The sequence below is a fragment of the Sediminibacillus terrae genome, from assembly GCF_009602435.1.
GTDB classification, from domain to species: domain Bacteria; phylum Bacillota; class Bacilli; order Bacillales; family Amphibacillaceae; genus Sediminibacillus; species Sediminibacillus terrae.
The window spans coordinates 1-23,616 of record NZ_VZDQ01000001.1 but is presented as its reverse complement, the minus strand read 5'-3'; the positions used below and the strand labels follow the sequence as shown (position 1 = coordinate 23,616).

Below are 23,616 nucleotides of genomic sequence, written 5' to 3'. Positions count from 1 at the left end.
GTAGCTTTTATAACAATTTTAGGGAAAACAGTCTAATCTTCACGATACTCCTCCATAAACCCTCTAGCTCCATGTATATAGTTATTGAATGTTAGTTGAATATGATATCTAAATACTTCATCGATTTTATAATCCAAATAGTGGTCGCATTGCCTTTGATGGCTGCCTTTTGCTTGATTGTCATAAATCATTCGTTTGCAGAAGATGTATGTCAGACCCAAGTCATGTAATTCCCTTTATTTTGAAATAGATTGGTAAAGTTGTTTTAGTTATCTCTTTTGCTGCTTTCGATATAAAGATCTCTTTCATGGTAACGATCTTTCTTTTATAGGTAGACCTACAAGAATAGACATATACTAATATACACATAGTAAAGTAGCAAAGAGCATTGGCTCTCCCGTTAAGTAGAGGAAACTGGATTTATATCCTAGACTGTGCAACGGTCCATCTAAAACAGAAAAGATGAATACATCCTCCCCAAAATTTCGACAGAATCCTATTTTATTTCCCCGGAAATAATGACCGACATGTTATTCTTTGAACAATCCCTCATCATAAAGGACGCCCACGGCAAGAGAAAACGTCCATTCTATTCCAAACAAAAAAACGACACATATTTGCCATTGTCTTTGTGCAGTTGAATTGTTACTATATGTAGTAGATTTAAAAATTTATTGTTACATATATAGATATTTTGCCAGCTTAGCAGTTTACTCTAAAAAAGATTGGTTTGATATCCATGACAGGATTGAACATGAAAACAAAGCATTCGAACGACAGGGCGCTTTCTTCGTTATCCGTCATCATCGTGTATGTATCGATCAGCGGTAACACACGTGAGGTGGCGCAAATGCTTGCCGAGGAACTGGAGCGGTATGTCGGGAGGGTAAAGCTCTATAACATTTTGGGAAATGAAACAATCCCGGACGTGCAGCCTTACGATGCCATGTTTATTGGCAGCTACACCTGGGATAACGGCCAGACACCGTTCGATGTAAAGGATTTCGTGGCCGATTTAGGCTATAAGCCGGAGAATGTGTTCGTCTTCGGCACCGGCGATACACAGTTTGGCGGGGATGATATGTTTTGCCTGGCAGCAGAAAAGCTGGCTAGATTCTATCATTCACCGCTTCCGCCGTTGAAGGTGGAGCAATCTCCGAGAGGAGAACAGGAACAAGAAGTCGTGAACTGGATGAAAGGAGTATTAGCATGGTTAAGTTAACCAAAGCAAAAGTACTGGAACCGACAAATCCGAATAAAGCTACCGCACTGTTTAACGGGGAAGCAAGTGGAATCCTCCATTGGGACAATGTGAAGTATCCGCATTTTTACGATATGCGGAAAACGATTCGAGGGCTGTTCTGGACAGCCAACGAAGTCAACATGGTGACGGATACGAAGCAATTCAGCAAACTCGCCGAGCGGGAGCGAACCGCCTTCCTTAAAATCATCGGACTGCTTGCAACATTGGACGGTCCGCAAACGGATATCGCATCCAAGATTTCTGCCTATTCGACGGATCCAAGCGTCAAATCATTGCTTGCAACGATCGCCGACCAGGAAAGCGAGCATAACCACAGCTATACATACGTTTTGGCGTCGGTGACAAATTACGATAACCAAATTGCATCCTTTAATGAAGGACGTACAGATCCCGTTCTGCTGGAGCGCAATGAACGGATTGTCGAGATTTACAACGAATTTGCGGCCAATCCGACTATTGAAACGGTGTTAAAAGCAATGGTGTATTCTTCTTTATTGGAAGGATTATTCTTCTATAGCGGGTTTGCTTTCTTCTACAACCTGGCACGCAATCAGAAAATGGTAGGTACCTCCACGATGATTTCTTACATCAATCGGGACGAGCTGTACCATGGCCGCTTCATCAGTGAACTGTTCCGTGCCACCCTGGCAGAAAATCCGGAGTACAATAACGAGCAATTCATCGAATGGGTTTACGACCAATTCCGCCATTCTGTTGAACAGGAAACAAAGTGGAGCCGCTACGTACTCGAAGGCATTGACGGAATTCAGCTCGATGCAATGGAAGGCTATATCAAATATCGAGCCAACAAGATGCTTCGCATGCTCGGTCTAAGCGAGATTTACGAAGGCTATCAAGAGAACCCGATGAAATGGATTCGGGCCTATGCCGATAACTTCAACGGCACAAAATCCGATTTCTTCGAACAGAAGTCCCGCCAATACACCAAGACAAGCGACCTAAACGGATTTGATGATCTGTAATGAAAGAAACATCCCGGCAGCGTATATGCGCGCCGGGATTATTAGTGAGCAAACACATCTATTATAGCTGCTTATAAGCAATGTTTGCCGCAAACCCATGCGTTTTCCATTTTTTCTCGTTATACTAAAGAGAACAAACAATTTAACCGAAAGAAAAGGAAGAAACCATGAAAATAACAATTATTTCTGTAGGAAAACTAAAAGAAAAATACTTAAAGCAAGGCATCGCAGAATATGTAAAACGCCTAGGAGCTTATGCAAAAGTCGAGGAAATCGAAGTACCTGACGAAAAAGCACCGGAAAACCTAAGTGCAGCCGATATGGAGATGGTCAAGCAAAAAGAGGGCGACCGCATACTCGCAAAGATTGGCGTCGACGACTATGTTATCTCTCTGGAAATAAAGGGAGAAATGATTACATCCGAACAACTCGCATCAAAAATCGATAAACTGACCACCTATGGAAACAGCAAGCTCGTGTTTGTGATTGGCGGGTCACTGGGATTAAGTAATGATGTGCAGCAGCGGAGTAATTATGCGCTTAGTTTTTCGAAGATGACGTTTCCTCACCAGGTGATGAGGTTGGTGTTGTTGGAGCAGGTTTATCGGGCGTTTCGGATTAATCGGGGGGAACCGTACCATAAATAGAGGCAAAAAAAGTTGTAAATAAGGTGGTATTTTGTTGTCGAAAGCGGGTATTGAAAGTGAATAATCTTCTTCATTATCCGTTTCTCGATACAGCTTGTGTATAAGTGTAAAGGTCTTGGATATGTTGACCGCCGTAAAGTCAAATTCGAGTTCAATCTTATTAAGCGTTCGTGACCGTTCCTTTAATTGTTTAATCGTAATTTGGTTAATTAGAAGTTGAAGCAAATGTTTTTTATTGTCTCTTGATGTATTCTTATATATTAAGAGGAATCGCTCCAATAGTTTTTCGATTATTTCTGGCTGTATAATTTTTGTTTCAGTAGAACCTAATTGTGTGGTTATATCGTTTTTCCTTTGCTCTAACTCTCCTTTTTCATTAGCCACCTTCTGTAACCTTTCCTGTAGAATTGCTGTAGGAAGAATATTTTTTTCGAATGCTTCCAAATATCGGTTCTGCAATAACTCTATCTCAGACAGTTGATTTTCTATCTGTTCTAACTTTTTATTGAGCTGACTAATAGAATCAACGGAATTTGAGTTTATATCTTGTAGCGTTTTATAAAGCCTTTTCTTATTGGAAAGGAAATTAGCAATTTTGTTGATCACTGCATCTTCCGCTTCATACGCTTTTATTGAGTTTGCTCTACATGCCGAGGATCCTTTATTGTGGAAAATACCACAAACATAATAACGGTGCTTTCGTTTAGTTCCATCTTTTCGTGTATATGTAGTAATTGAAGGAACCATTCCATGACCACAATCAGGGCAACGTAAAAGGCTACTCAGTAAAAATGGTTCATTAGATTGACGCTGTTTAAATGATTTGCTTTTTCTCCTTGCTTGAACTACGCTCCATAGTTCGTCTGTGATAATGGCATCATGTTGTCCATCAACGAGAATAGGGTTAGGATTTTTACCTCTTCTACGTTTTGTATCCCAATTTTCAACCTTTAACCAACTAATTTTACCGTTATAGATAACATTATCTAAGATGGTTGCTACCCCATTAATTGAAAAGTGACGGTTACGTTTTGTTCTATATCCTGCTTTATTTAAGTGATTTGCAATTGCTTTTAAACCATTTCCGTCCGCATACATTTTGTAAATTAGTTGTACTACTTTTGCTTCCTTTTGATTGATGATAAGTTGCTTTTCAATAGTATCATAGCCGAAAACAATCCCGCCGTTCCATGAGCCTTCTAATGCCCTTTGCTTCATTCCAAGTTTAACGTTTTCTGATAGTGTATTTCGTTCCATCTCAGCAATCGATGCCATAAGTTGTACTACTAACCGACCAATTGGATTACCTGTATCAAAATTTTCTGAGTAAGATATAAATTGTACTCCGTATTTATCAAATTTGTCTAACAAGGTAAGGGTATCCAACATATTACGAGAAAGCCGGGAAATTTTCCATACTAGAACAGCTTCAAATTTTTCCTTTTCAATATCAGCAATAAGTCTTTTCATGGCAGGTCGTCCTGTAATGTTTTTTCCAGAGATTCCTTCATCAACATATTCTTCTTCTATTCGCCAACCATATAGTTGTGTGTATTGCCGCAATGTTTGCAACTGTGCAGAGATACTATATCCATCGGTTTGCATTTCGGTACTAACCCTACAATATATAGCCACACGTTTTATTTCATTCATATATCTTCTCCTTTCAGTAATAGTTTAATATGAAAGTAAAAAAAGAGAAAGGATGTGCCCCTTCTCTTTACGCTATTTTTGAAATATTATTTAGATTGAAATCGTAAAACACCTCCTTAATTGTACGATCTTTTGTTTTTTTTCCTTGGTAGATATGAATTTCTCTAATGAATGTATGAAGAACTGTTTTCTTGTCTTCATCTGACATCAACTTAAAGAATAGTTCAAACTTTTCAAAGGTTATTTTGATTGACTCTTTTAGATTTGTCTTTTTTTGTTGTGCAATTTGTCTTTCTAAAACATTGATAAACTGTATCAATTGCCCTTCTTCTTTCTGGACGTCAGCCATCTCTTGCTCAAATGTTAAATCATTGATTGTGCTCTTACGTTTCAATAGAAAAAGGTTTTTCTTTTCCAATGTGATCTCTTTAAGTTCTTTTTTCATGGATTTAAGTTTCTCATTGAGAGGTTCAACTTCACTTTGCAAAGAGGAGATGGTTGTTGAAATAATGGGTGTAGCAATATCGAGGGATTTTAATGTGGTAAAGAATTTACTGTAAACGAATTCTTCAGCGTATTCCTTTTTTACGAGATTAGAGGAGCAGACGCTCTTACCGCCGTTTTTATTTTTGCTGCATTGATAGTATTTGTATCTAGGGCTACTATTTCCTTGTACCATCGGGGAGCCACATTGAGGGCATTTCATCAGACCAGAAAGTGGATAGTTACCAGGGTGAACTTTTGTTGGCTCACTACTTCGAAGTTTTAGCATTTTTTGTGTTTGATACCAAAGTTCATCATCTATTATTTTTACATGTTTTCCTTTTTTGTACTGACCTTTCCATTTAGTCATTCCATTATAGAAGCGATTATTTAGTATGGTTTTTATTGCAGTGATACCCCAATGTTTATTATTTTTTGTTTTAAAACCTTGGTCGTTAAGGTTAGAGGCAATCTTACGATAACCCCATTGATCATAAGTGTATTTCTCGAAAATATATTGTACAACTTTCGCTTCTTCATGGATTAATTTCAACTCTTTGTTTTCTGAATAATATCCGTATATCTTTCCTCCATTGAATTTCCCGTCTTCCGCATTTTTTTCCATACCTGTTGTAGTACGAAAACTAATTAGATCTTTTTCCAGTTCAGATACTAATGCCATAATATGATAAAGTAGTTTGGCTTGTGGATCTCGTGTATCAACATTATCCGCTATGCTGATTAGGGTCTTATTAGCCTGAGTCAATTTTTTAAATATATATAGGGCGTCTAAGTTGTCTCTTGAAATACGATCTGCCTTAAATACAACTACGTAATCAATTCTTTCTTCTTTATCAAACGCATGGTGATACATTTCTTTAAAAACAGGTCTGTCTTTCATATTTTCACCTGATCTTGCTCCTTCATCATATATTTTAACAAGACTAAGATTATTTTCCTCACAGTATCTTTTTATTTCCGCTTTTTGTTTTTCTAGGGAAGTATTTCCTAGTTGCTTATTTGTGCTAATTCTCACGTATCCTATTGCTCTAGGCATTTTAATTACCTCCTTGATTATTGATCAATTGTTTTTCAATATCGGACTCATACTTTAAGAACATTTCAGATAGCAAGTTTATGAATTTCTTTGCTCTTACTTTGTCCTTTTCCTCTTCCGTCATTAATTGTTCTTCGAATTCTTCATTGTAATCAATGTTTATTGATGTTTTCATACGAGGGCTTCCTTTCTTGTTGAGTTTGTCTTTCGTAGAATTTTTGATTGGGAGTTAGAGGTGAGGAATTAATAGTTATTTGGTTTGGACTATTTACACTCTATATATAATTTTAGTAGACTGTTATATCACTGTCCAAAAAATTAGGTTCTACCTTTACAAGTTTTATTGGATTGAAATGTAAGGAAGTTAATATATCTATAAGTCGATTTTATCTGTAGCTAAGTACTAAAGGGTTGCCTGACAAGTCACAAATCCGAAAAGAGTTAAAAAATGTTGTGAATTGGTACATATTATTTTTAATATTTATAGACTCATAGAAATATAGGCATTTACAAAAAACAGTCGAGAAAGTAATTCTCATGCTTTATACTGATACGGCTTATTGTACTCCTTCTTCGATTTGGTACATCAGGCTTGGCAGATACTACATATGGTTCTTCGTTTCAGTTAAGTGACAGAAAACATAGCTGGCTGATCAAATGCCAATAAGTATTCATCAATATCAATTGGGTCATAAATTCCGTTTTGAACAAAATACCCAATTTCTCAAAGACAGAATTTTCTTCTGCTAAAATAAACCCGGCTCTTCCTAATAATTCAATTGCAAAATCAATACAAATTCAGGTTGGGTCCAATACGGGTCCAGTCTTTTTCTTAGGCCCAGTATCTGTCCAATACCTTTGACCAATAAGGGTTTCAATCGCCTTTAAAATGCCTAAGTCCGTAGGATTTCCAATCTCCATTCAGTTTGTTTCCTAACTGTAACACCATCCTACAATTGCTACACTTCTTTCGTTTCAAGTCTCTATTTCATCCTAAAAGTGTTATATTTAGCTCAATTATTCTCTAATAAATCTACTTCTTAGAAGTACTGAATGAAAGAGCAATAGCTCAACCATGCGTTTATTCACTTCGAGTGAATTAAATCGGAATTAATCTGAAAGCACGGAATATAACGCCATCCTATATCTGTTATATTTAGCTGTATTGTGCAGCTGGAGATTATCCAGCGGTTTCGAATATTTTTCTTAACTATTACCAAGTTGGACTAATAGACGGAAAAGTTTGATAAGAAGATCGGATGAAGTCTTTATAGATAGTTGACCATAATTGTATAATTAAGCTATCCAAATTTTGTGTAATGATTCTGAGAAACTTTGATTAATACAATTGGTTTCTTTATAATTAAAGGTGTTATATATAATGAAAGTAATGGTGATATAAATGGACAGAAATAGCTTTCATTCAGAAATTAGAATAGAATTTTTTAAAACTCGTATTCCATAAGGGATGCGGGTTTTTTTATTGCTTCCATTGTTTATAGTCAATAGAAAACCCAAATACCGAGAGTAATTGTATAGGAGGAGATTACATGGAAATATACGGAGGTAGGGCAGGTTTTAATTCAGTAAGTTTTACGGGAGAAAGATACTATGCAGTTTCAGAAATAAAGAATAACGAGATCACAACATACATCAAGCCTAAGAAAGAAGGTGGGAAAATAACTGATATTCTTTCGAGGATTCCCTTTGCTCGTTCTTATTCTTTGTTCATTGAATTAATAATTAATCGATGGAAGCAGTTGTTATCTACCTTCATTATCTTATTTCTGTTTGAAAAAGTATTAAACATGGAATCAAATTCTATTTTCTTAACTGTTTTCTCTAATAATTCCTTATTGGGTTTATCCAGTTTTTTAGTTTTAGTCAGTCTTGTCATAAAAATAACACCGATTGGTAAGCTCCATGGAGCGGAACACATGTGTGCTCATGCTTATACAAAGAACCTGAATTTAACGTTAGAAACAGAGAAAGACCAACCGAGGACTCATAAAGATTGTGGTACAAATTTTATTACATCTATCTTTATCTGTTTTTTAATGCTTCAGATGGTATTTGGTGACTCAGTATGGGTGATTTTATTATCTTGGAGTATTGGATATGAGTTATGGAAGTGTAAACCGAAAATAGCATGGGATATAGTAGTGGTCATTGGTAAAGCTGCACAATACCTCCTCTTTACTTCAAAGCCTAAAGAGAAACATATATTAGTCGCAATAGAAGCGATCAAAAAATTGGAAGAGAAAGAATCGGAAATCACAATAAAAAGAACTCCAAAAATCTAGTTGGGAATATATTGCTAAGTCTGCGATATCCATGAGTGATAGTAAGCCAGGTCGGTTGATGTAAGTGAATTTCAGATGACTTATAATTATTTATATGGAGAGAATTCGAAAACAAAGAGGAGGATATACGTGACAGATAATAATAATGATTCGTCTAAAACGTTCAAAACGAAAAAAATAAGTAACCCGGGTCGAAAATACGCTCATTTAGATAAGTGGATAAAACTCTCAGGAGAGATGGCTAGAGCACAGGCTAAGGCGAAAGGAAGATACGAAGTTTATATTAAGAATGGACAGTGGGTAAAAGAATACCCTAATGGGGAAATCATTCCCTTTTCAGAAGAGGAAAATGATTGAACTGCCTATTTTGCCTGTCTGGATCTTTGACCTTTACTTTAATTTAAACTGATTAGCTTCACAATAATGAGTATGAGGATGTTATGGATGTTTTAATAACTTGTCAAAACTTGCTTGTAACTGCTGATACTCTTTTTCCTTATCATATTGTTGATAACTCTCTAAATTCATTAAGAATATTTGATGTAACTCTTTACTGTTACTATAACTTTTGCATAGGTTTCTTTTCAATTCTTGTCCGATAGTCATTCTGCATCCTCCTTGATTTTAATTCAGAACATTATTAAACGAATTTATGTAGTGTTCAACCTAACTACATAAGAATCGTATGATTATTTATCTTATAATCACAGTATATAACCTTTTTAGGGTGTGTAAAAAAGTGGAGACTGTACATTTCATGAGTATCCTAACATTAGTGGTCAACACGTCTTTAAAACTAGATAGCTATTTTCAGATATGGGTGGTGATACTTTTTCATCAAAAAACCGTGATTTAGTAGGGATCTAGCTTACAGGGTATCAACACATTTAGAAAGTGGTAAAAGTGTTGAGTGTTCCTTTAAAAATAGTCTGGTAGTGGTATTAATTTAAGGGAAAATCCAGCATAAAAAAGCTAAAACCATCTAAGGTTTGGACTCTAAATAAGTAGAAGGCTGGAACAAGAACTGAAGCGGATGAGAAAAGCATTTATATATTATAGATTGTAAATTGAAATTAAAATTAATTCTTTTGTAATGTGCTAACCGGTGCTTAGTGATCAATCTAGTTAGAACAAGTTGAGAAGTTGACAAAGATGTAATTAAAAACAGGATGACCAAATCATAACCCTATACATGTATGAAGTAGATAAGCTAATTGTAATCATCTAAAAAAGCATTTCCTTGTAATTTAAGATATAACAGAAGGAATTTGAAGGGCACTTGTTTTATACCTGTATGACACGATGAAGTTACAATAGGGTACCGATTCTGTGACAGAGAAGGATGAGGACTTGGTTAAGACAATACTTTGTTAATAGATTTGTAATTATATATGAAGAAGGTAAAAGGAAGGTGATGGGTATGACAGACCAAGAACCCACTAAAAAAGGGATGGATGAAGAGCAAGCATTGGGCTTTTTGCTCTTGGCTTGCAAGCAACTGGGTTATTCCTTAGATCAAGTTCAACAGATTCATTCCAGTATGAATTTACAATTTAATAAACACTCACCTGATGTTGCGAAAAAGGAAGGAGAAAAGTGGTTAAGTTTTATTCAAAAAAGTCATCAACGTAACGATTGTAGTAATATGACAATTGATAGTACGAAAAAGAAATATAAAAGAGCAAACGTAACGCTACCAAAAATTATGGAAAGTAATCGCTCGAGGAAACTTAGGAAGAAAAACGAAAGAATTGTAAGGGAGTTAAACCGGATGGAGTATGGTCCATTTGGATTATTTAAGTTAATCCGAAAGTGTAGGGGGAGATAGAGAGTAAGAGTGGTATGGAGGGTGGCTAAGAAAGGGTTCTAGTAAAAAATCTAAAGAAAAAACCACCCCGAAACGCTCGTCCAAAAGCTGAAGGGTGATTTCTCTTTTAATTATTTAATAGAGTAGCCTCTCACTTCGAGCAAGCTACATATGATTACTCCATGTTCGTAGCATGGGGTTTTCTTATTTATAATATAGCATGCTGCTAGGAAAGATTCCAAATGTTCTATAACAAAAAGGGGCCTGGGTAGCTTATTGAGTCAAAGTTACAATTGAAAATCCCGACCGAAGTTGGGGTTTATAACGTAAAGCCAATCCAAAGTTTATGAAAAGTTGCAGTTTATAACGATGGAATTGCCCCAGTTTTGACTTTCGGCAAATATTTTACAGACAAAGCACGAATTAATGATACTTTTATTGACTTTCGGCAAAAAAGTTGCAGTTTATAGCGGAGAATCAATCCAAAGTTTACGAAAAAGTTGCAAGATGTAGCGGAAGGAATTGTCCCGGTTTTGTCATTAGTCAAAACGTGGGATTATAAAATAGGGGAAAAATGCAATTTATAACGGTGAATCAATCCAAAGTTTAATGAAAAACTGCAAGATGTAGCGGAAGTGTTGTCACCAGTTTTGCCATTAGTCAAAACAAGGGAAATTATTAAGTAGGAGAAAAGAGCAGTTTATAACGGAGGATAATCCAAAGTTTATGATAAGTTATAACAATAAAAGGGTCCTAGCCTGGATGTTATCAATATGAATCGGTGTTAATCCCTTCTTCTTAATCGCTCTAATATTTCTTGATCTTGTTGATATTCCTTTTCTCTCTTATTTAATTGGAAACTTTCTAAACTTTTAACATATTGCTGGTATAGATCTTGGAATTCTTTAGCGTTTTTAGCTAGGTTTCTTTTCAAGATTTCTCCAATAGGCATTTCTTTTTCCTCCTTAATTTTGAATTTCGCTACCTGAAGTGATTATTATTAGTGTTTTATATAATTATTATACTTTATTGCTATAAAGATTGTTAGTGTATCTAGGTACATACTAAACATTCTGGCTTTCAATAACCTTATAATTTCAGTATTTTAATCTTTATCATGTTTGGAAAAAATCACATTTGACTATCCTACTTTATTTGCGTAAACTAAAAATTGATTAAAGTCATGTAAATATAAGTGCTTTTGCCTTAAATTAAATGAAAGAAGTAAAAGTAGGGAAAATATGAATAGAATTTATTTAACCAATAATAAAACTTATAAATTTTCAAAACTCGTATCTAAATAATGGATACGAGTTTTTTAATTCTCTATTGTTTATAGTCAATAGCATAATTATATAAAGAAGTTTCATATTCAAATAAATACTATTCATTTTTAAAGGAGGTGAGTATGAATGTCTATAGAAGTGAAACAAGAGGAACTAAAACCAAGAAAACTACTTAAAGAAGAAATTGAAGAACTGGAAGAACTGTTCGATAATATTTGATTCATGTAATGGAAAACATTTTAGTTACTAAATTAGACGAAGCATGTTTAAGGGGGAGAAGTAAGTTGAATAACGATAATAGAAAAGTTGCTAATATTTATGCACAGGATCAGCCTGGATTTGCAAGTACTTTAGTTGTATCTAGCGAAGGATTGCTTACGATGATAGAAACATATATAGCAGCATTAAAGAATGGAGAAGGCAGCTGTGAATTAATTAATAGTAATATGGAAAGTTACGAATTATTAGTTATAAAGAATAATGAGAAGATGGAAGAACCGTTTTGGCAACAGTTGCAATTGCCATATACTGAATCTGAGTTCAACCAAAAAACCACAAATACTTATGGACCAACTGAATACTTTGATTTTGGCATAAGGGGGTCAGTAGATTTAATAAAATGAATGTAAATTGTTACTCTAATGGATCATTTGTAATTGCTTACCCATATCTTATCCAATAAATTTAATTTTCTTATCTAATGGCGGTAGTAATAGTTCATGAAACAGTTGCTTAGTATATATGGCTAAACAAAACAAAGGCACTGTAATAATAAACAGTTACTATTAGGAGGAAAATAAATGATTAATCAGGAGAGAATGGACATCATAGGAATGATTGATGATCGTTTTGGAGAATTAGTGGAATTGTTAAAGAAAGAGCGGGGAGACACCTTGCAAGAGCTGTCGGATAAGACAAATCTATCGCCAAGTTATATTTATAGGCTCATTAAGGGTTATCGTGGTTGTGAGCTAACAACTAAATTAAACATTCTTTTGAACGGTTTTGGTAAGCAAAAAGAGGCAGAACTGTATTTAAGAACAGTGATTGAAAATAAAGAGACATTGAGAAAGATACTTGATTAATTTTCTTAAAGGACTACTAGCTATTCTAGTAGTCCTTTTGAATGTCGAGTGTATTGCTTTTATACAAAAGCAAAACTCTAAAATGAGAAGAAAAGAAAATTATTAGAGATAACCAATCCAAAGTTTAAAGTTGCAGTTTATAACGGAAGGATGTGTTCACGTTTTGCCTTTAGACAAAATGAAACATCTAAAAAAATGCAGATTGCCAGGGAGAATTAATCCAAACTTCATGAAAACTTGCAATATGTACGGAAGGACGTGCTTGTGTTTGCAGATTGTCAAAGCGTGAAGTGTACTCAACATTTAGTGGCTTATGGACCTGGGAGTTAAGCAATGCGTCTTTCATAATATCGATTACTAAAGTAAATCAGTTAAATCGTAAATACTTTAACCACTTGTTTCTTTATGTATAAGGGAAGTACTTCTCCTTTACATATGTACTGTTGTTGAACTGCTTTTTCAGTGCACCATTGAATATTTCTCTTACAACTACATAGCATGAAATACTTCTAAATCACATTGGATTCTACCAATGTGATGGGGAGTCTTATAAATTAGTTTGGGACGGGAAAAGTTAACCTCTTAAAATGCTTGATACAAAAGGGTTTTCTTATTCCTCTTAACAAAAAGGAGATGGTTTCATTGATACACACATTCGAATTGATGATATTCATAAGCTATGAAGATTTTCAACATATCTGTTTCAAGTACGATGTAAATTTAAACAAATTCCGTTACGTCCGTGCAGCCGTAAAAGAGCTTAACAGAAAAATAAAGAAGTTTTTCCCTGCTTATGCTGTTGTACGATCTTGGGAGCAACCAAATGGTGATTGGAATTTGCAATTGAAGATTGATGCAGTAAAGTTATTGAATAGAGGGACAATCAAAGAAGAAGACTATGATTTGGTAGAGTCAGATATTCGTAAATTCCTTACCCGACATTTTGGCCATTCTGATTACTTTGATTCCCATACTCTCACAAGAATTGACTATAGATTGGACATAGAGCTATCCGATAAAAAAGATCGTGAGTTGCTATTTCATTTACTGGAGAAATACACGGTGAAATTTGCTTATAAAGAGAAAATTAAATGGGGGAAGGATGAAAATGATAATCCAAAAAAATATGAAACGTCCCAGTATCACAAATGTAAGAGCACAGAATTGATAATCTATAGTAAAGAGGACGAAAGGATAGCTAATGCGGAAGAAATTCAACCATACGATGAAAATATAATTAGATATGAGTTGAGATTAAAAAACAATCATTTAAACAGTATGAAAAGGCAAGATAAAGGAGGAAGAGGGAGGACAAAGATGCTGAAAACCTACTTTTCATACCAGCTATGGAAAGAATATATGGAAAAGCATGTACTTCCCATCGTCCATGCCGGAGACTATTATAAGATTACAGAAGCAGAAAAAATAATTACAAACAGTTCATTCTCAAAAAGAAAAAAAGAAAGCCTGCGAGAATTCCTTGTTATGATCTCCAAGGGAAGTATAGATACCCCCAAAAAACATATGTCTCTCCCCACTTACCGACAATATATTCGTGACCTAACAAGTCTTGGAATCTCTCCCATCCTCATACCGAAAAACCTCGTCACCAAAAACTATAAGGCCTTTCCGAACTGCTTAAAAAATCCATTCAAAATTTGAGCTTATTTATTTTCTGGGCTTTAAACGAAAACAACTCCAAACAGGTAAGGAATATAATTCTCTCAACCTCTTAGTTAAAAGGTCCACATTTTTCATGTTACTTTCCCTCAAGAGTAAAGAATATACTTTAAGGTGCGAAGAGAGAATCGGCATTGGGTAACATACTTTCCAACTTTTAATGGAGAAGTATAGTCAAAGTGTTCTATAGTGCTAGGTTCCCACGTTATAGCCACTTATTTAAAGGGTGAGTTAAAAAAAATCGAGAGCTTATTACTGCTCTCGTTTGCTTTCTGGTTTATACTTATTCATGGCATCAATCAATGTTTGTGCTATCACGTCCTGGGTTTTAAGGTGTGGGTAGTATTCTTCGCAAAAACCACTGAAATCCTCGTATATGTCGCTATTCATTCTGATGCTTTTATTGACGAACTTGGCCTCCTTACTGTGAATGCGTTTATCAAGGAGTAAAAGTCCATGTTCTTCAAAGTGCTGAATCACCTTTTTCAGAGCATCTACATTATTTTTGATAAAGGTAGTTTCATCACTATAATCGGTATCGGAATTGGATATCCTTTCCTTTTCTGAACGAACAAATGGATAATACCTTTTGTCAGCTTTATGATACAAGTAGTCTCCTTCTCTCATATACTTACTGAATGTACTCGAAGGAATTCCGAGGAGTTTACTTAGTTTCTTTTGATCATGCTCCTGTAGCAGTTTATTTACTTCTTGTACTCTTTTTGTTGGTGGCATTGAAAAGAAAGTTTCTTTATCCATATGCACATCCCCTTTCTATTTGTAAGATAAAATATTATAGATGAATGATATTTGATTTATTCCAATCTACAACAAAGAGAAAAATAGTATTTACTCTTTGTTCAAAATAAGTACAATCTGTGCAAACTGATAAGAATGTAGTAAAATAGGTATATAGATTTGTTCAAACAGACTTGTTCATTACATAGAGGTGAGAAATTTGATTTTTGGGTACGTAAGAATAAGCTCAAAAAGCGAAAATTTGTCAAGGCAGTTACAAGAGTTAAAAGAGTATGGTTGTGATCGGATATATGAAGATAAGCAATCGGGCAAAGACTTTAATCGACCAATATATAGAGAAATGCGTTCGAAAATGCGATTTGGTGATGTACTCGTTGTTCATGATTTAAGTAGATTTGGTAGAAATAAACAAGAAATTAAAGATGAATGGGAAGCTCTTATTGAAGAAGAAATTGATATTGTTGTGTTAAACATGCCCATTTTGGATACACGAAAGTATAAAGAACTTGAGGGTGTGGGGCAGTTAGTTTCAGATCTTGTGCTTACTCTATTATCATGGATGGTTGAAGAGGAAAGAACACGTATAAGAACTGCTCAAAAAGAGGGTATAGCAATCGCTAAAAAATTTGGCAAATTTAAAGGAGGAAAAAAGAGGTATCATAAGGATGCTAAAGGTAGGGATAGAGTTATTTATGATGAAGTGGTTAGATGTTTAAACGAAAATATGAGTGTAATGGATATTCATCGTAAAACGGGTTTATCCAGAAATACTATTTACTCTATCAAACGGGAAATAGAGATTACTGAAACTACATAAACCAATCAAAAAGCGGAGGAGTAAAAATGATAAAAGAGACGCTTGATAATAATGAACAGGGAAAACTTAACGATAAGAAAATTTCGATACTGAGGGAGAACTTTCCTAATTGTTTCTCAGGGGATACTCTTGATATTGAGAAATTTAAAAGGGAGATAAACCAAGATATAGATTTTTCTACGGAAGGGTATGAAATGAACTTTCTAGGTAAGAATTATGCAAAATACATTGCGGATTCTATAGATACAGAAACAGTTTTGGTACCAAATGTAGAGCATAACTCTAAGCTAGAAAATGACAAATCAGATAACGTCTATATTACTGGAGATAATTTAGATGCTCTGAAACATCTAAGAAAATCATATTCGAGTAAGATCAAAATGCTATATATAGATCCTCCATATAATACTGGAAGTGGTGATTTCGTATACAATGATAGTTTCAAATTCTCTATCAATGATTTAATGAAATTACTTGATATAGAAGAAGAAGAAGCGAAACGCATCTTGAATATGACTTCTTCTAATTCTTCATCTCATAGTGCTTGGTTAACCTTTATGTATTCCAGATTGCTTTTAGGAAGAGAACTTTTAAGAGATGACGGGGTAATTTTTATATCTATTGATGACAATGAACAAGCTCAACTAAAAATGCTTTGTGATGATATTTATGGTGAAGAAAACTTTATTGCTATGAATATTCATAAGAATAATTCAAATAAAAACCAAACACATTTAATTGGTGTTTCAACTGAATATGTTTTTTGTTATGTAAAAAACTTGAGTGCTCTCGAAAATATAAAATGGAGAGTGCAAAAAAAAGGAACAAGGGATGTTCATAGTCTATTTACAAGATTAAAAAATGATGGTTACTCAAATGAAGATATTCTTGAAGAAGTAAAAGAAATGTATAAACGACCAAAATATAGTCATTTGAGCCGTTGGAACAAAGTAGATGATAAGGGTGTATTTAAAGATTCAGATTTATCAAGAGCAGGTGGACCTACAGATTATACAATTATTAACCCAGAAACTGGTGAAGAATGTGTAGTGCCAAATAGAGGTTGGGGGAAATCAAAGGATGATTTATTAAGATTCCAACAAGAAGATATGATTTACTATGGAGATCCAAGTACACCCCCAGGTCTAAAGGATTATATTAATAGCGATAGCCCAACCGTAGTAGACAACTTTTGGTACTATGATAATTCCACAGATACTAGATTGATTAATAATTTGTTTGGAGGAGCTGTATTTGAAAATCCAAAACCATTGAACATGATTCAACAGATGATTGAATTTACAACACAAAAAGATGATATAGTATTAGATTTTTTTGGTGGTTCCAGCACAACAGCACAAGCAGTTATGCAATTAAATGCTGAAAAGAAGAGAAATCTTAAATTCATTATTGTTCAATTAAATGAGCCCGTAAAAAAAGATTCAGAAGCTGAAAAGCTAGGTTTTAAAACAATAGATAAAATAGGCAGAGAAAGAATTATTCGTGCAGCACAAATGATTGAAGAGAAAACAAATGCGGATATTGATTATGGTTTTAAACATTATTATGCGAAGGCATTGAATGAAAGTATTATTGATCAAATTAAAGAATTTGATCCTAATCTATTAGCATCTGAATTAGAAGTCGAGTTCGATAAGGAGACAATCCTGGTGACTTGGATGAATCAAGATGGCCATGGTCTTACCCGCTCCTTGGAGGAAGTCAATTTAGGTGGGTATATAGGTTATTATATGGAAGATTATCTTTATTTATTGGACAAAGGATTGACACAACAGAATGTTGATACCCTTTTATCCAAAATAATCGAAGATAAAAACTTTAATCCCACAAATGTAGTCATTTATGGTTATAACTTCACAGATTTTAACATATTGACACAACTAGAAACGAATTTAAAACAATTGAGAAATGAAGAGAAAAGTATCGAAGTATCTTTAATTAAACGATATTGAGGTGAACAAAGTTGGATTTGGTATTAAAAAGAAATTTAGCACATCAAACGATTCCGATTGAGAGGCTTTGTTCAATCTTCTCAAACGTCGGTATACAAAAACCAATGAAAAGTATTGAAAATCCAATCATTGATTTAAAGAGTCCTTATTTATATCAGAACATAAATCGGCTTCAGGAAGGTCTTCCTTCTAATATGCAAGAACTCAGTCAAGATGAAACAGATTATTTGAACGTAGATATAAAAATGGAGACTGGTACAGGTAAAACATATGTGTATACTAAAGCTATTTATGAAATGAATAAATTGTACGGCTTTAAAAAGTTCATTGTTGCGGTTCCTTCTTTGGCAATTAAGGCTGGAACTGAAAACTTTATGAAAATTCAAAGCAATATTAACCATTTTAAAAATGTATGTGGCTATAAGACGGAGATAAAGCTAAGAACAGTGGAAAGTATTAAAACAAGAAAAGGTTCAAAGAAATATGTCCCAAACAGTATTCGTGACTTCGTAACATCCTCAAATCTCCAAAGGAATACGATAGAAGTGTTGTTAGTAAACATGCAGCACTTGAGGGAAAGTAAAAGTGGGGTTTTGGTACGTGATGATTACGATTCCCATATTGAAGGTTACTATAGACCGATTGACGCAATTTCTGCCACTAGACCCATTCTGCTAATAGATGAACCACACCGCTTTAACCGTGAGAATGCTACGTATAAATTTATTAAGGAACAGGTAAAACCTCAAATGATTATACGCTTTGGTGCAACCTTTCCTAGCAAATTCATTGGTAGAGGTAGAAATAGAGTTGAAGTAAAGGATTACCAAAACTTAATATACGACTTAAATATTCATAAGGCTTTCGACCAAAATCTTATTAAAGGCGTAGCAAAAGAGCATGTTGAAAGTCCAGATAGTGAAGAAGAAGTATTCAAAATCCTAACAATGAAAAAGGGCGAGTTCGTTAGGTTCCAAAAAACAGCTCTAAATGAGCAAAATCAAACAGTAAAAACAACAAAAGATTTGAAACTACATGATTCATTGAGTCTTCTATCCCCAAAATTTTCAGGTATTACGATAGATGGTATTTTGGCTACTAAAGTCAATTTGAGTAATGGGGAAGAAAAGTTTACAGGAGATGTATTTTTTGCGGATGTGTTTGCAACTTCTTATGTCAGAGAATCCATACGTTTGGCTTTAAAAAGGCATTTTGAAACAGAGCGGGAAAACTTCAAGAGAAAGTTCAAAATCAAAACACTAGCTTTATTCTTTATTGATGACATTCATTCCTACAGGGATAATGACATAAAGGAACCATATCTGAAGAATATCTTTGAAGAAGAATTAAGGAGAAAACTAGAGAAAGAAATTAATAATTGTGATATGTTCGAATCAAAATATCGAGAGTTTCTTGAAGAGTCCCTTGCGAATATTAAAGAAACACATGCAGGGTATTTCTCACAAGACAATGTATCTACTGAAGAAGAAATTGAAAAAGAAGTGAACACAATTCTTTTTGATAAGGAAAGGCTTCTGAGTTTAGTAGATAAGAACGGTAAAGTAAATACAACACGTTTTATCTTCTCAAAATGGACGTTAAAAGAAGGATGGGACAATCCGAATATCTTTACAATTGCGAAGTTACGTTCAAGTGGAAGTGATAACAGTAAATTACAAGAAATAGGACGTGGGTTACGTTTACCGGTAGATGAAACAGGAAATCGAATCGAAAATGAGACCTTTACGCTTAATTATATCGTAGACTTTACGGAAAAGAACTTTGTGAAAAAGCTAGAAGAAGAAATTTATGGAGAAACATCCTTTGATCAAAAGGAACTTACACCTGAGCAAATTGAACAGATAGCTACAAATAAAGGATTAAGTAAAGAAGAAGTTCTTATAGACCTAATGAGTAAAGGTTTTATTTCTTTTGATAGAGAAATAAAAACGGACAAGCTACAAGAATTCATGAACGAATACCCTGAAATATTTAAGAAACTTGATAAAAATAGAGTCAGCGACCGAAATATTGATAAAAATAAAAAGGTAGCCATTCGCAAGGAAAACTATTTGAAATTAAAGGACCTATGGGAAAAGTTAAACGAAAAATACTATTTACATTTTGACACAATAGCTGATGATGTACTAATTGGTATTGTCTCTTATGTAATCACGGAGGACTTGATAACTACAACTGCCAGACGAACCAAAAGGGAAACATCAGAAATGGTACAAGGAGAACTAATTTTTAATGTGACCCTAGATTCAATTGATAGTTCAGATGATGATACTTTAAATTACGGAACATTTTTAAAGGCTGTGGCTGAGAACACAAATATTTCTATTCCTTTAATTCATGCAGGTATGGTAAGAGCATCTAAATTGAAAACGATAGAAAATGCCTTCTTTACAAAGGATACGGTAAGAAGTTTCTCTATTTATTTCAAACAGCGGATTTATGATGAATTGCTAAAAATTTATTCCTATAAGAAATTACCTAACACAACAGTACATCCTACAGAATTAACTGAAGAAAATGGTAATCCAAGAGACTTCGTAAAGACCTCCGCTTATCTAGGTGTGAATGAGAGAAAAGGTACACCATTGGATAATTACTTGTATGACACCATTTTATTTGATTCTGAAATTGAGGAAAATAACATAAACGAGAATATCAGTAGTGTTGAGGTATATGGAAAAATACCAAAACGCACCATGCAAATACCTTTCATTGATGGGAGCACGTATAGCCCGGACTTTATGTATGTAATTAAGGATAAAGAAGGAAAGCCTACAATTACTCTAGTTGTTGAGAGTAAAGGAGTAAATAAAAAGCAAGATCTTAGAGGTACAGAAGATCATAAAATAGAAGCTGCTAATAAACTCTTTGATATGGTTAAAGAGGTAGGAGCTAATGATGAGTATGGAGGACAAACAAAATTCGAAGATCTAGGTGATGTGTTGCGAGGAAAAGGAATTAGCGTTTCTTATATAAGGCAAACAAACAATGAGAAGATGCTTGAAATTATAAACGACCTTATTGAAAGCGAATGATAATCTATCAAAACTTGTATAATAAGGTACTATACATTTTTAAGATAGTGTAGAAAACTCGGGAGATTTGGATAATTTATTATCATGCTTGAGACTAAATAGTAAAGAGGGGTTCCTTTTATAACCAATCTTTACTTTTTTTCTTAAACTTTGAATTACTAAAATTGTGGGGGCAGAGTTATGAAGGATATTTTAAAATTAGCATATTTTGATGAGCAGGCAGCAGTCGATTTTCTTGAAATAAAAGAATCGGGAAGCTCCTCAGAGATAATGAAAGTAGTAACCGAAAAAAACAAGGATCTGGGTTTTAGTGGGGAAGCCGGAAAGGGTTTTTTTAGTTTTTTTAAATTTGGTTTATCAGGAAATATGAACAAAAAAAACAATAGCATAATAGAAACGCAAGTAACAAGAACTATTTATAATAAATTTATTGAACTTAGTAAAGAAGCAGAAGAGATAAAAAAGTATAAACATATAAACCTTAAAATCGTAAAGAATTCAGCAACTTATTTTAGGAATCTTATGCCGTTTATAAAGATGATTGACGACACAGGAGAATTTGAAAATGCAGAAGAATTAAAAGGACTCAATCACCAAGAGTTGGACACTATCTTTGACGATGCTAGAGGGTATTATGAATATTTAGGAGAAATAGTATCAGATGATAAAGAACATGAAACAGTAATAATACGTTTCAACATCAATGGGATGAGGAATAATTATAGTTTGTATGATTTGACTAAAATGAATTTAAGTATATATGGTATTGAAGTAGGCTGGGCAAAGAGTATAGACTTAAATTTTATTAATGAGATGAATGAAATGTTACAAGAGGAAAAAACTGAACAAAAACAATTGAGCTATGAAGAGATGCAAAGACAAAGCTCACATCATAACAATAAGTTACCAGATCAAGATTATAAGGAAAATAGATATAAAATAATTGATGTTATAGTGGCGGGGATATAAGTGGAAATAACAGTATTTTTTGAACCTGAAAATGTATTTATAGAAAGATTAAATAGCTTTGAAAGTGTTCTCTATTTTGGGGACTATATAAGGGCTAAAGATAATGAGCGGAAAGATATTATTAATCTTGAAGATAACTATGATTTATTTGTCGTTAGTTCTAATGAATTGTCTGGTGTTAATAATCATGTTATGGAAAATATCGGAAGGCTAATTGAACACATACAGGTTATTTATGGTTTTAGGCACGTTTATATTAATAATCCAACCAAAACGACGTTAAAAACACTAAAAAGCACCTTAAAGTTAGAAATAAATGAACCCTATTTATTACAAAGTGTATCTGAAGAGAAAATAGTTAAGGTCGAAAGTGAATTTGATAATTTCATAATAGGTCAAATCACTGCAAAGAAAAAAATTATTAGAAACCTTTTAAAACTATTAATAAGAACTAATGATAAACCACTTGTGCTTATGCTATATGGAAATCCGGGGATTGGAAAAACTGAGACAGCAAAGTTTTTAGCTAAACAGTTAAATGAGGGTGAGATAATTAGAGAGCAAATGTCTATGGTACACGGTGAAGAAAGTCTGAAATACTTTAAGTCCACACATCACTCAGAACATTCATTCTCAAAAAAGTTGATAAATAGAACTTCTAATATAATTTTGTTAGATGAATTTGCTCGTTCACCATCATATATACAAGATAGCTTTCTTCAAATGTTTGATGAAGGGATATATGAAGATAATAACTATAGTGTTGATATGAGAAAATCAATTATCATTTGTACCTCTAATTTCTTGACCGAAGAAGACATGAAGAAAAATATAGATAATGCTTTATTAAGCCGTTTTGATGCTTTAATAAAGTATGAAGATTTTAATAATGACGAAAAGGAACTGATTATAAAACGGTCTATTGAGCGGATCAAAAAAACAATCCTTGAAAAATATGCTTCAATGGTTGATTGGGAGAATTTACAGGGTCTTCTTATTGATAATGTACAAGGATTAACAAATATGAGACATATAAAGGGGATAATAGAAGAAGCTGTTGCAGATGAAGTTTTACAAAAACTACAAAATTAAGTTAAGCAATAGTGAATACTACTAGCTTGGTTGGAATCTAGTATTGATTTGAAAAGATTCAAGTATATTCTAGGTGTTCCGGCATTATAAAGGATAGTTCGATTCCTATCATCCATATTACTGTTTAAAGTACAGAAAAGCTGAAGAAAGTTTTTGTATTGTAACTTAGTTGAACACATCATAAGTAATGTAGAATTCAAATTGGCCCAAGGACTATTTTTTTGTAAAAGAAAGTTTAGAGACGAGAGTTGAAAAGTCAACTCTCGTCTCTTTTTTGCCTCTTAAATCACCACGGTGAACCGTACCATAAATAGTGCCTAAAGAAGCGAGTTTGAAAGTTGTACTTGATAAAAAGTGGCTAAATATATGAGTGTCCTGAATGCGATTTGGAACTTTTCATTTTCATGTTTGATGGACACCAAGTTTGACCTGTGGGATAAAACCAACTCAAGATGACTTAACAACATGCACTGGGCCAAGATAAAACGAAAAGATAATCTACAGTAGACATGAGGACATTGTGGACTTTTGTGGGTATTGTACGGATTATTTCAAACATGCTAAATAAATTTGACTGAGTATTGCGGAGAGATTGAGCCATTAGTGTGGAGATTTGAGCCACTGTTTGCGGTCAACTGAGCCATTAAGTGCGGGGGTGAGAGCCACTTTGATGAAAGTAGTTAATAATATAAACAACCACTG

At 34.0% G+C, this 23,616-nt stretch carries 19 protein-coding genes and 1 pseudogene; 14 read left to right on the top strand and 6 right to left on the bottom strand.

Going from position 1 to position 23,616, the window contains the following annotated elements; all coding sequences use genetic code 11:
- Nucleotides 1-754 precede the first annotated feature (754 nt).
- From F6X55_RS00100 to rlmH, 3 genes are all read left to right on the top strand, one after another.
- Complete coding sequence (locus F6X55_RS00100) at nt 755-1,222, top strand: flavodoxin (protein ID WP_153461427.1); 468 nt, start codon at nt 755-757, stop codon at nt 1,220-1,222.
- Complete coding sequence (locus tag F6X55_RS00095) at nt 1,204-2,247, top strand: ribonucleotide-diphosphate reductase subunit beta (RefSeq protein WP_153461425.1); 1,044 nt, start codon at nt 1,204-1,206, stop codon at nt 2,245-2,247. Before F6X55_RS00100 ends, F6X55_RS00095 begins: the two co-directional genes overlap by 19 nt.
- 167 nt (nt 2,248-2,414) lie before the next feature.
- Complete coding sequence (gene rlmH / locus F6X55_RS00090; RefSeq protein WP_153461423.1) at nt 2,415-2,894, top strand: 23S rRNA (pseudouridine(1915)-N(3))-methyltransferase RlmH; 480 nt, start codon at nt 2,415-2,417, stop codon at nt 2,892-2,894.
- 603 nt (nt 2,895-3,497) lie between these two features.
- On the opposite strand, the pseudogene F6X55_RS00085 reads toward rlmH, so the two are convergent.
- From F6X55_RS00085 to F6X55_RS00075, 3 genes and pseudogenes are all read right to left on the bottom strand, one after another.
- Nucleotides 3,498-4,547: pseudogene (locus tag F6X55_RS00085) on the bottom strand (recombinase family protein); the annotation flags it as partial.
- Nucleotides 4,548-4,614: 67 nt separating this feature from the next.
- Nucleotides 4,615-6,087: a recombinase family protein gene (locus tag F6X55_RS00080; RefSeq protein WP_153461421.1), complete on the bottom strand. Its 1,473-nt coding sequence runs from the start codon at nt 6,085-6,087 to the stop codon at nt 4,615-4,617.
- A gap of 1 nt (nt 6,088) precedes the next feature.
- Nucleotides 6,089-6,262, bottom strand: a complete 174-nt coding sequence (locus tag F6X55_RS00075) for a hypothetical protein (RefSeq protein WP_153461419.1) — start codon at nt 6,260-6,262, stop codon at nt 6,089-6,091.
- Between the two features lie 1,375 nt (nt 6,263-7,637).
- On the opposite strand from F6X55_RS00075, the gene F6X55_RS00070 reads away from it, so the two are divergent.
- Both F6X55_RS00070 and F6X55_RS00065 read left to right on the top strand, forming a co-directional pair.
- On the top strand, nt 7,638-8,390 hold the full coding sequence (locus tag F6X55_RS00070; RefSeq protein ID WP_153461417.1) for a DUF1385 domain-containing protein: 753 nt from the start codon (nt 7,638-7,640) through the stop codon (nt 8,388-8,390).
- A 129-nt stretch (nt 8,391-8,519) separates the two neighbouring features.
- Nucleotides 8,520-8,747 carry a hypothetical protein gene (locus F6X55_RS00065; protein ID WP_202616100.1) on the top strand — a complete coding sequence of 76 codons (228 nt, stop codon included), beginning with the start codon at nt 8,520-8,522 and terminating at the stop codon, nt 8,745-8,747.
- 81 nt (nt 8,748-8,828) lie between these two features.
- Here the strand turns inward: F6X55_RS00065 and F6X55_RS00060 are convergent, their stop codons facing one another.
- The gene (locus tag F6X55_RS00060; protein ID WP_153461415.1) at nt 8,829-8,996 is read right to left on the bottom strand and encodes a hypothetical protein; all 168 of its coding nucleotides are present in this window, start codon (nt 8,994-8,996) and stop codon (nt 8,829-8,831) included.
- A gap of 814 nt (nt 8,997-9,810) precedes the next feature.
- On the opposite strand from F6X55_RS00060, the gene F6X55_RS00055 reads away from it, so the two are divergent.
- Complete coding sequence (locus tag F6X55_RS00055) at nt 9,811-10,218, top strand: hypothetical protein (RefSeq protein WP_153461413.1); 408 nt, start codon at nt 9,811-9,813, stop codon at nt 10,216-10,218.
- A gap of 763 nt (nt 10,219-10,981) precedes the next feature.
- Here F6X55_RS00055 and F6X55_RS00050 read toward each other — a convergent pair.
- Complete coding sequence (locus F6X55_RS00050; protein WP_153461411.1) at nt 10,982-11,149, bottom strand: hypothetical protein; 168 nt, start codon at nt 11,147-11,149, stop codon at nt 10,982-10,984.
- A gap of 618 nt (nt 11,150-11,767) precedes the next feature.
- On the opposite strand from F6X55_RS00050, the gene F6X55_RS00045 reads away from it, so the two are divergent.
- From F6X55_RS00045 to F6X55_RS00035, 3 genes are all read left to right on the top strand, one after another.
- On the top strand, nt 11,768-12,106 hold the full coding sequence (locus F6X55_RS00045; protein ID WP_153461409.1) for a hypothetical protein: 339 nt from the start codon (nt 11,768-11,770) through the stop codon (nt 12,104-12,106).
- A 177-nt stretch (nt 12,107-12,283) separates the two neighbouring features.
- Nucleotides 12,284-12,568: a helix-turn-helix domain-containing protein gene (locus F6X55_RS00040; protein ID WP_153461407.1), complete on the top strand. Its 285-nt coding sequence runs from the start codon at nt 12,284-12,286 to the stop codon at nt 12,566-12,568.
- Nucleotides 12,569-13,210: 642 nt separating this feature from the next.
- Nucleotides 13,211-14,230 carry a hypothetical protein gene (locus F6X55_RS00035; RefSeq protein ID WP_153461405.1) on the top strand — a complete coding sequence of 340 codons (1,020 nt, stop codon included), beginning with the start codon at nt 13,211-13,213 and terminating at the stop codon, nt 14,228-14,230.
- A 270-nt stretch (nt 14,231-14,500) separates the two neighbouring features.
- Here the strand turns inward: F6X55_RS00035 and F6X55_RS00030 are convergent, their stop codons facing one another.
- Nucleotides 14,501-15,007 (bottom strand): hypothetical protein, encoded by a 507-nt coding sequence (locus F6X55_RS00030; RefSeq protein ID WP_153461403.1) that lies wholly within the window; start codon nt 15,005-15,007, stop codon nt 14,501-14,503.
- Nucleotides 15,008-15,206: 199 nt separating this feature from the next.
- Between F6X55_RS00030 and F6X55_RS00025 the strand changes: the two genes are divergently transcribed.
- From F6X55_RS00025 to F6X55_RS00005, 5 genes are all read left to right on the top strand, one after another.
- Complete coding sequence (locus F6X55_RS00025; protein WP_153461401.1) at nt 15,207-15,824, top strand: recombinase family protein; 618 nt, start codon at nt 15,207-15,209, stop codon at nt 15,822-15,824.
- A 26-nt stretch (nt 15,825-15,850) separates the two neighbouring features.
- Entirely contained in the window at nt 15,851-17,797 is a 1,947-nt protein-coding gene (locus F6X55_RS00020; protein ID WP_153461399.1) for a site-specific DNA-methyltransferase, read from the top strand.
- Nucleotides 17,798-17,808: 11 nt separating this feature from the next.
- On the top strand, nt 17,809-20,853 hold the full coding sequence (locus F6X55_RS00015; protein WP_153461397.1) for a type III restriction-modification system endonuclease: 3,045 nt from the start codon (nt 17,809-17,811) through the stop codon (nt 20,851-20,853).
- A gap of 180 nt (nt 20,854-21,033) precedes the next feature.
- On the top strand, nt 21,034-21,822 hold the full coding sequence (locus tag F6X55_RS00010; RefSeq protein ID WP_153461395.1) for a DUF6414 family protein: 789 nt from the start codon (nt 21,034-21,036) through the stop codon (nt 21,820-21,822).
- Entirely contained in the window at nt 21,823-22,914 is a 1,092-nt protein-coding gene (locus F6X55_RS00005) for an AAA family ATPase (RefSeq protein WP_153461393.1), read from the top strand. It begins immediately after the preceding gene.
- Nucleotides 22,915-23,616 lie beyond the last annotated feature (702 nt).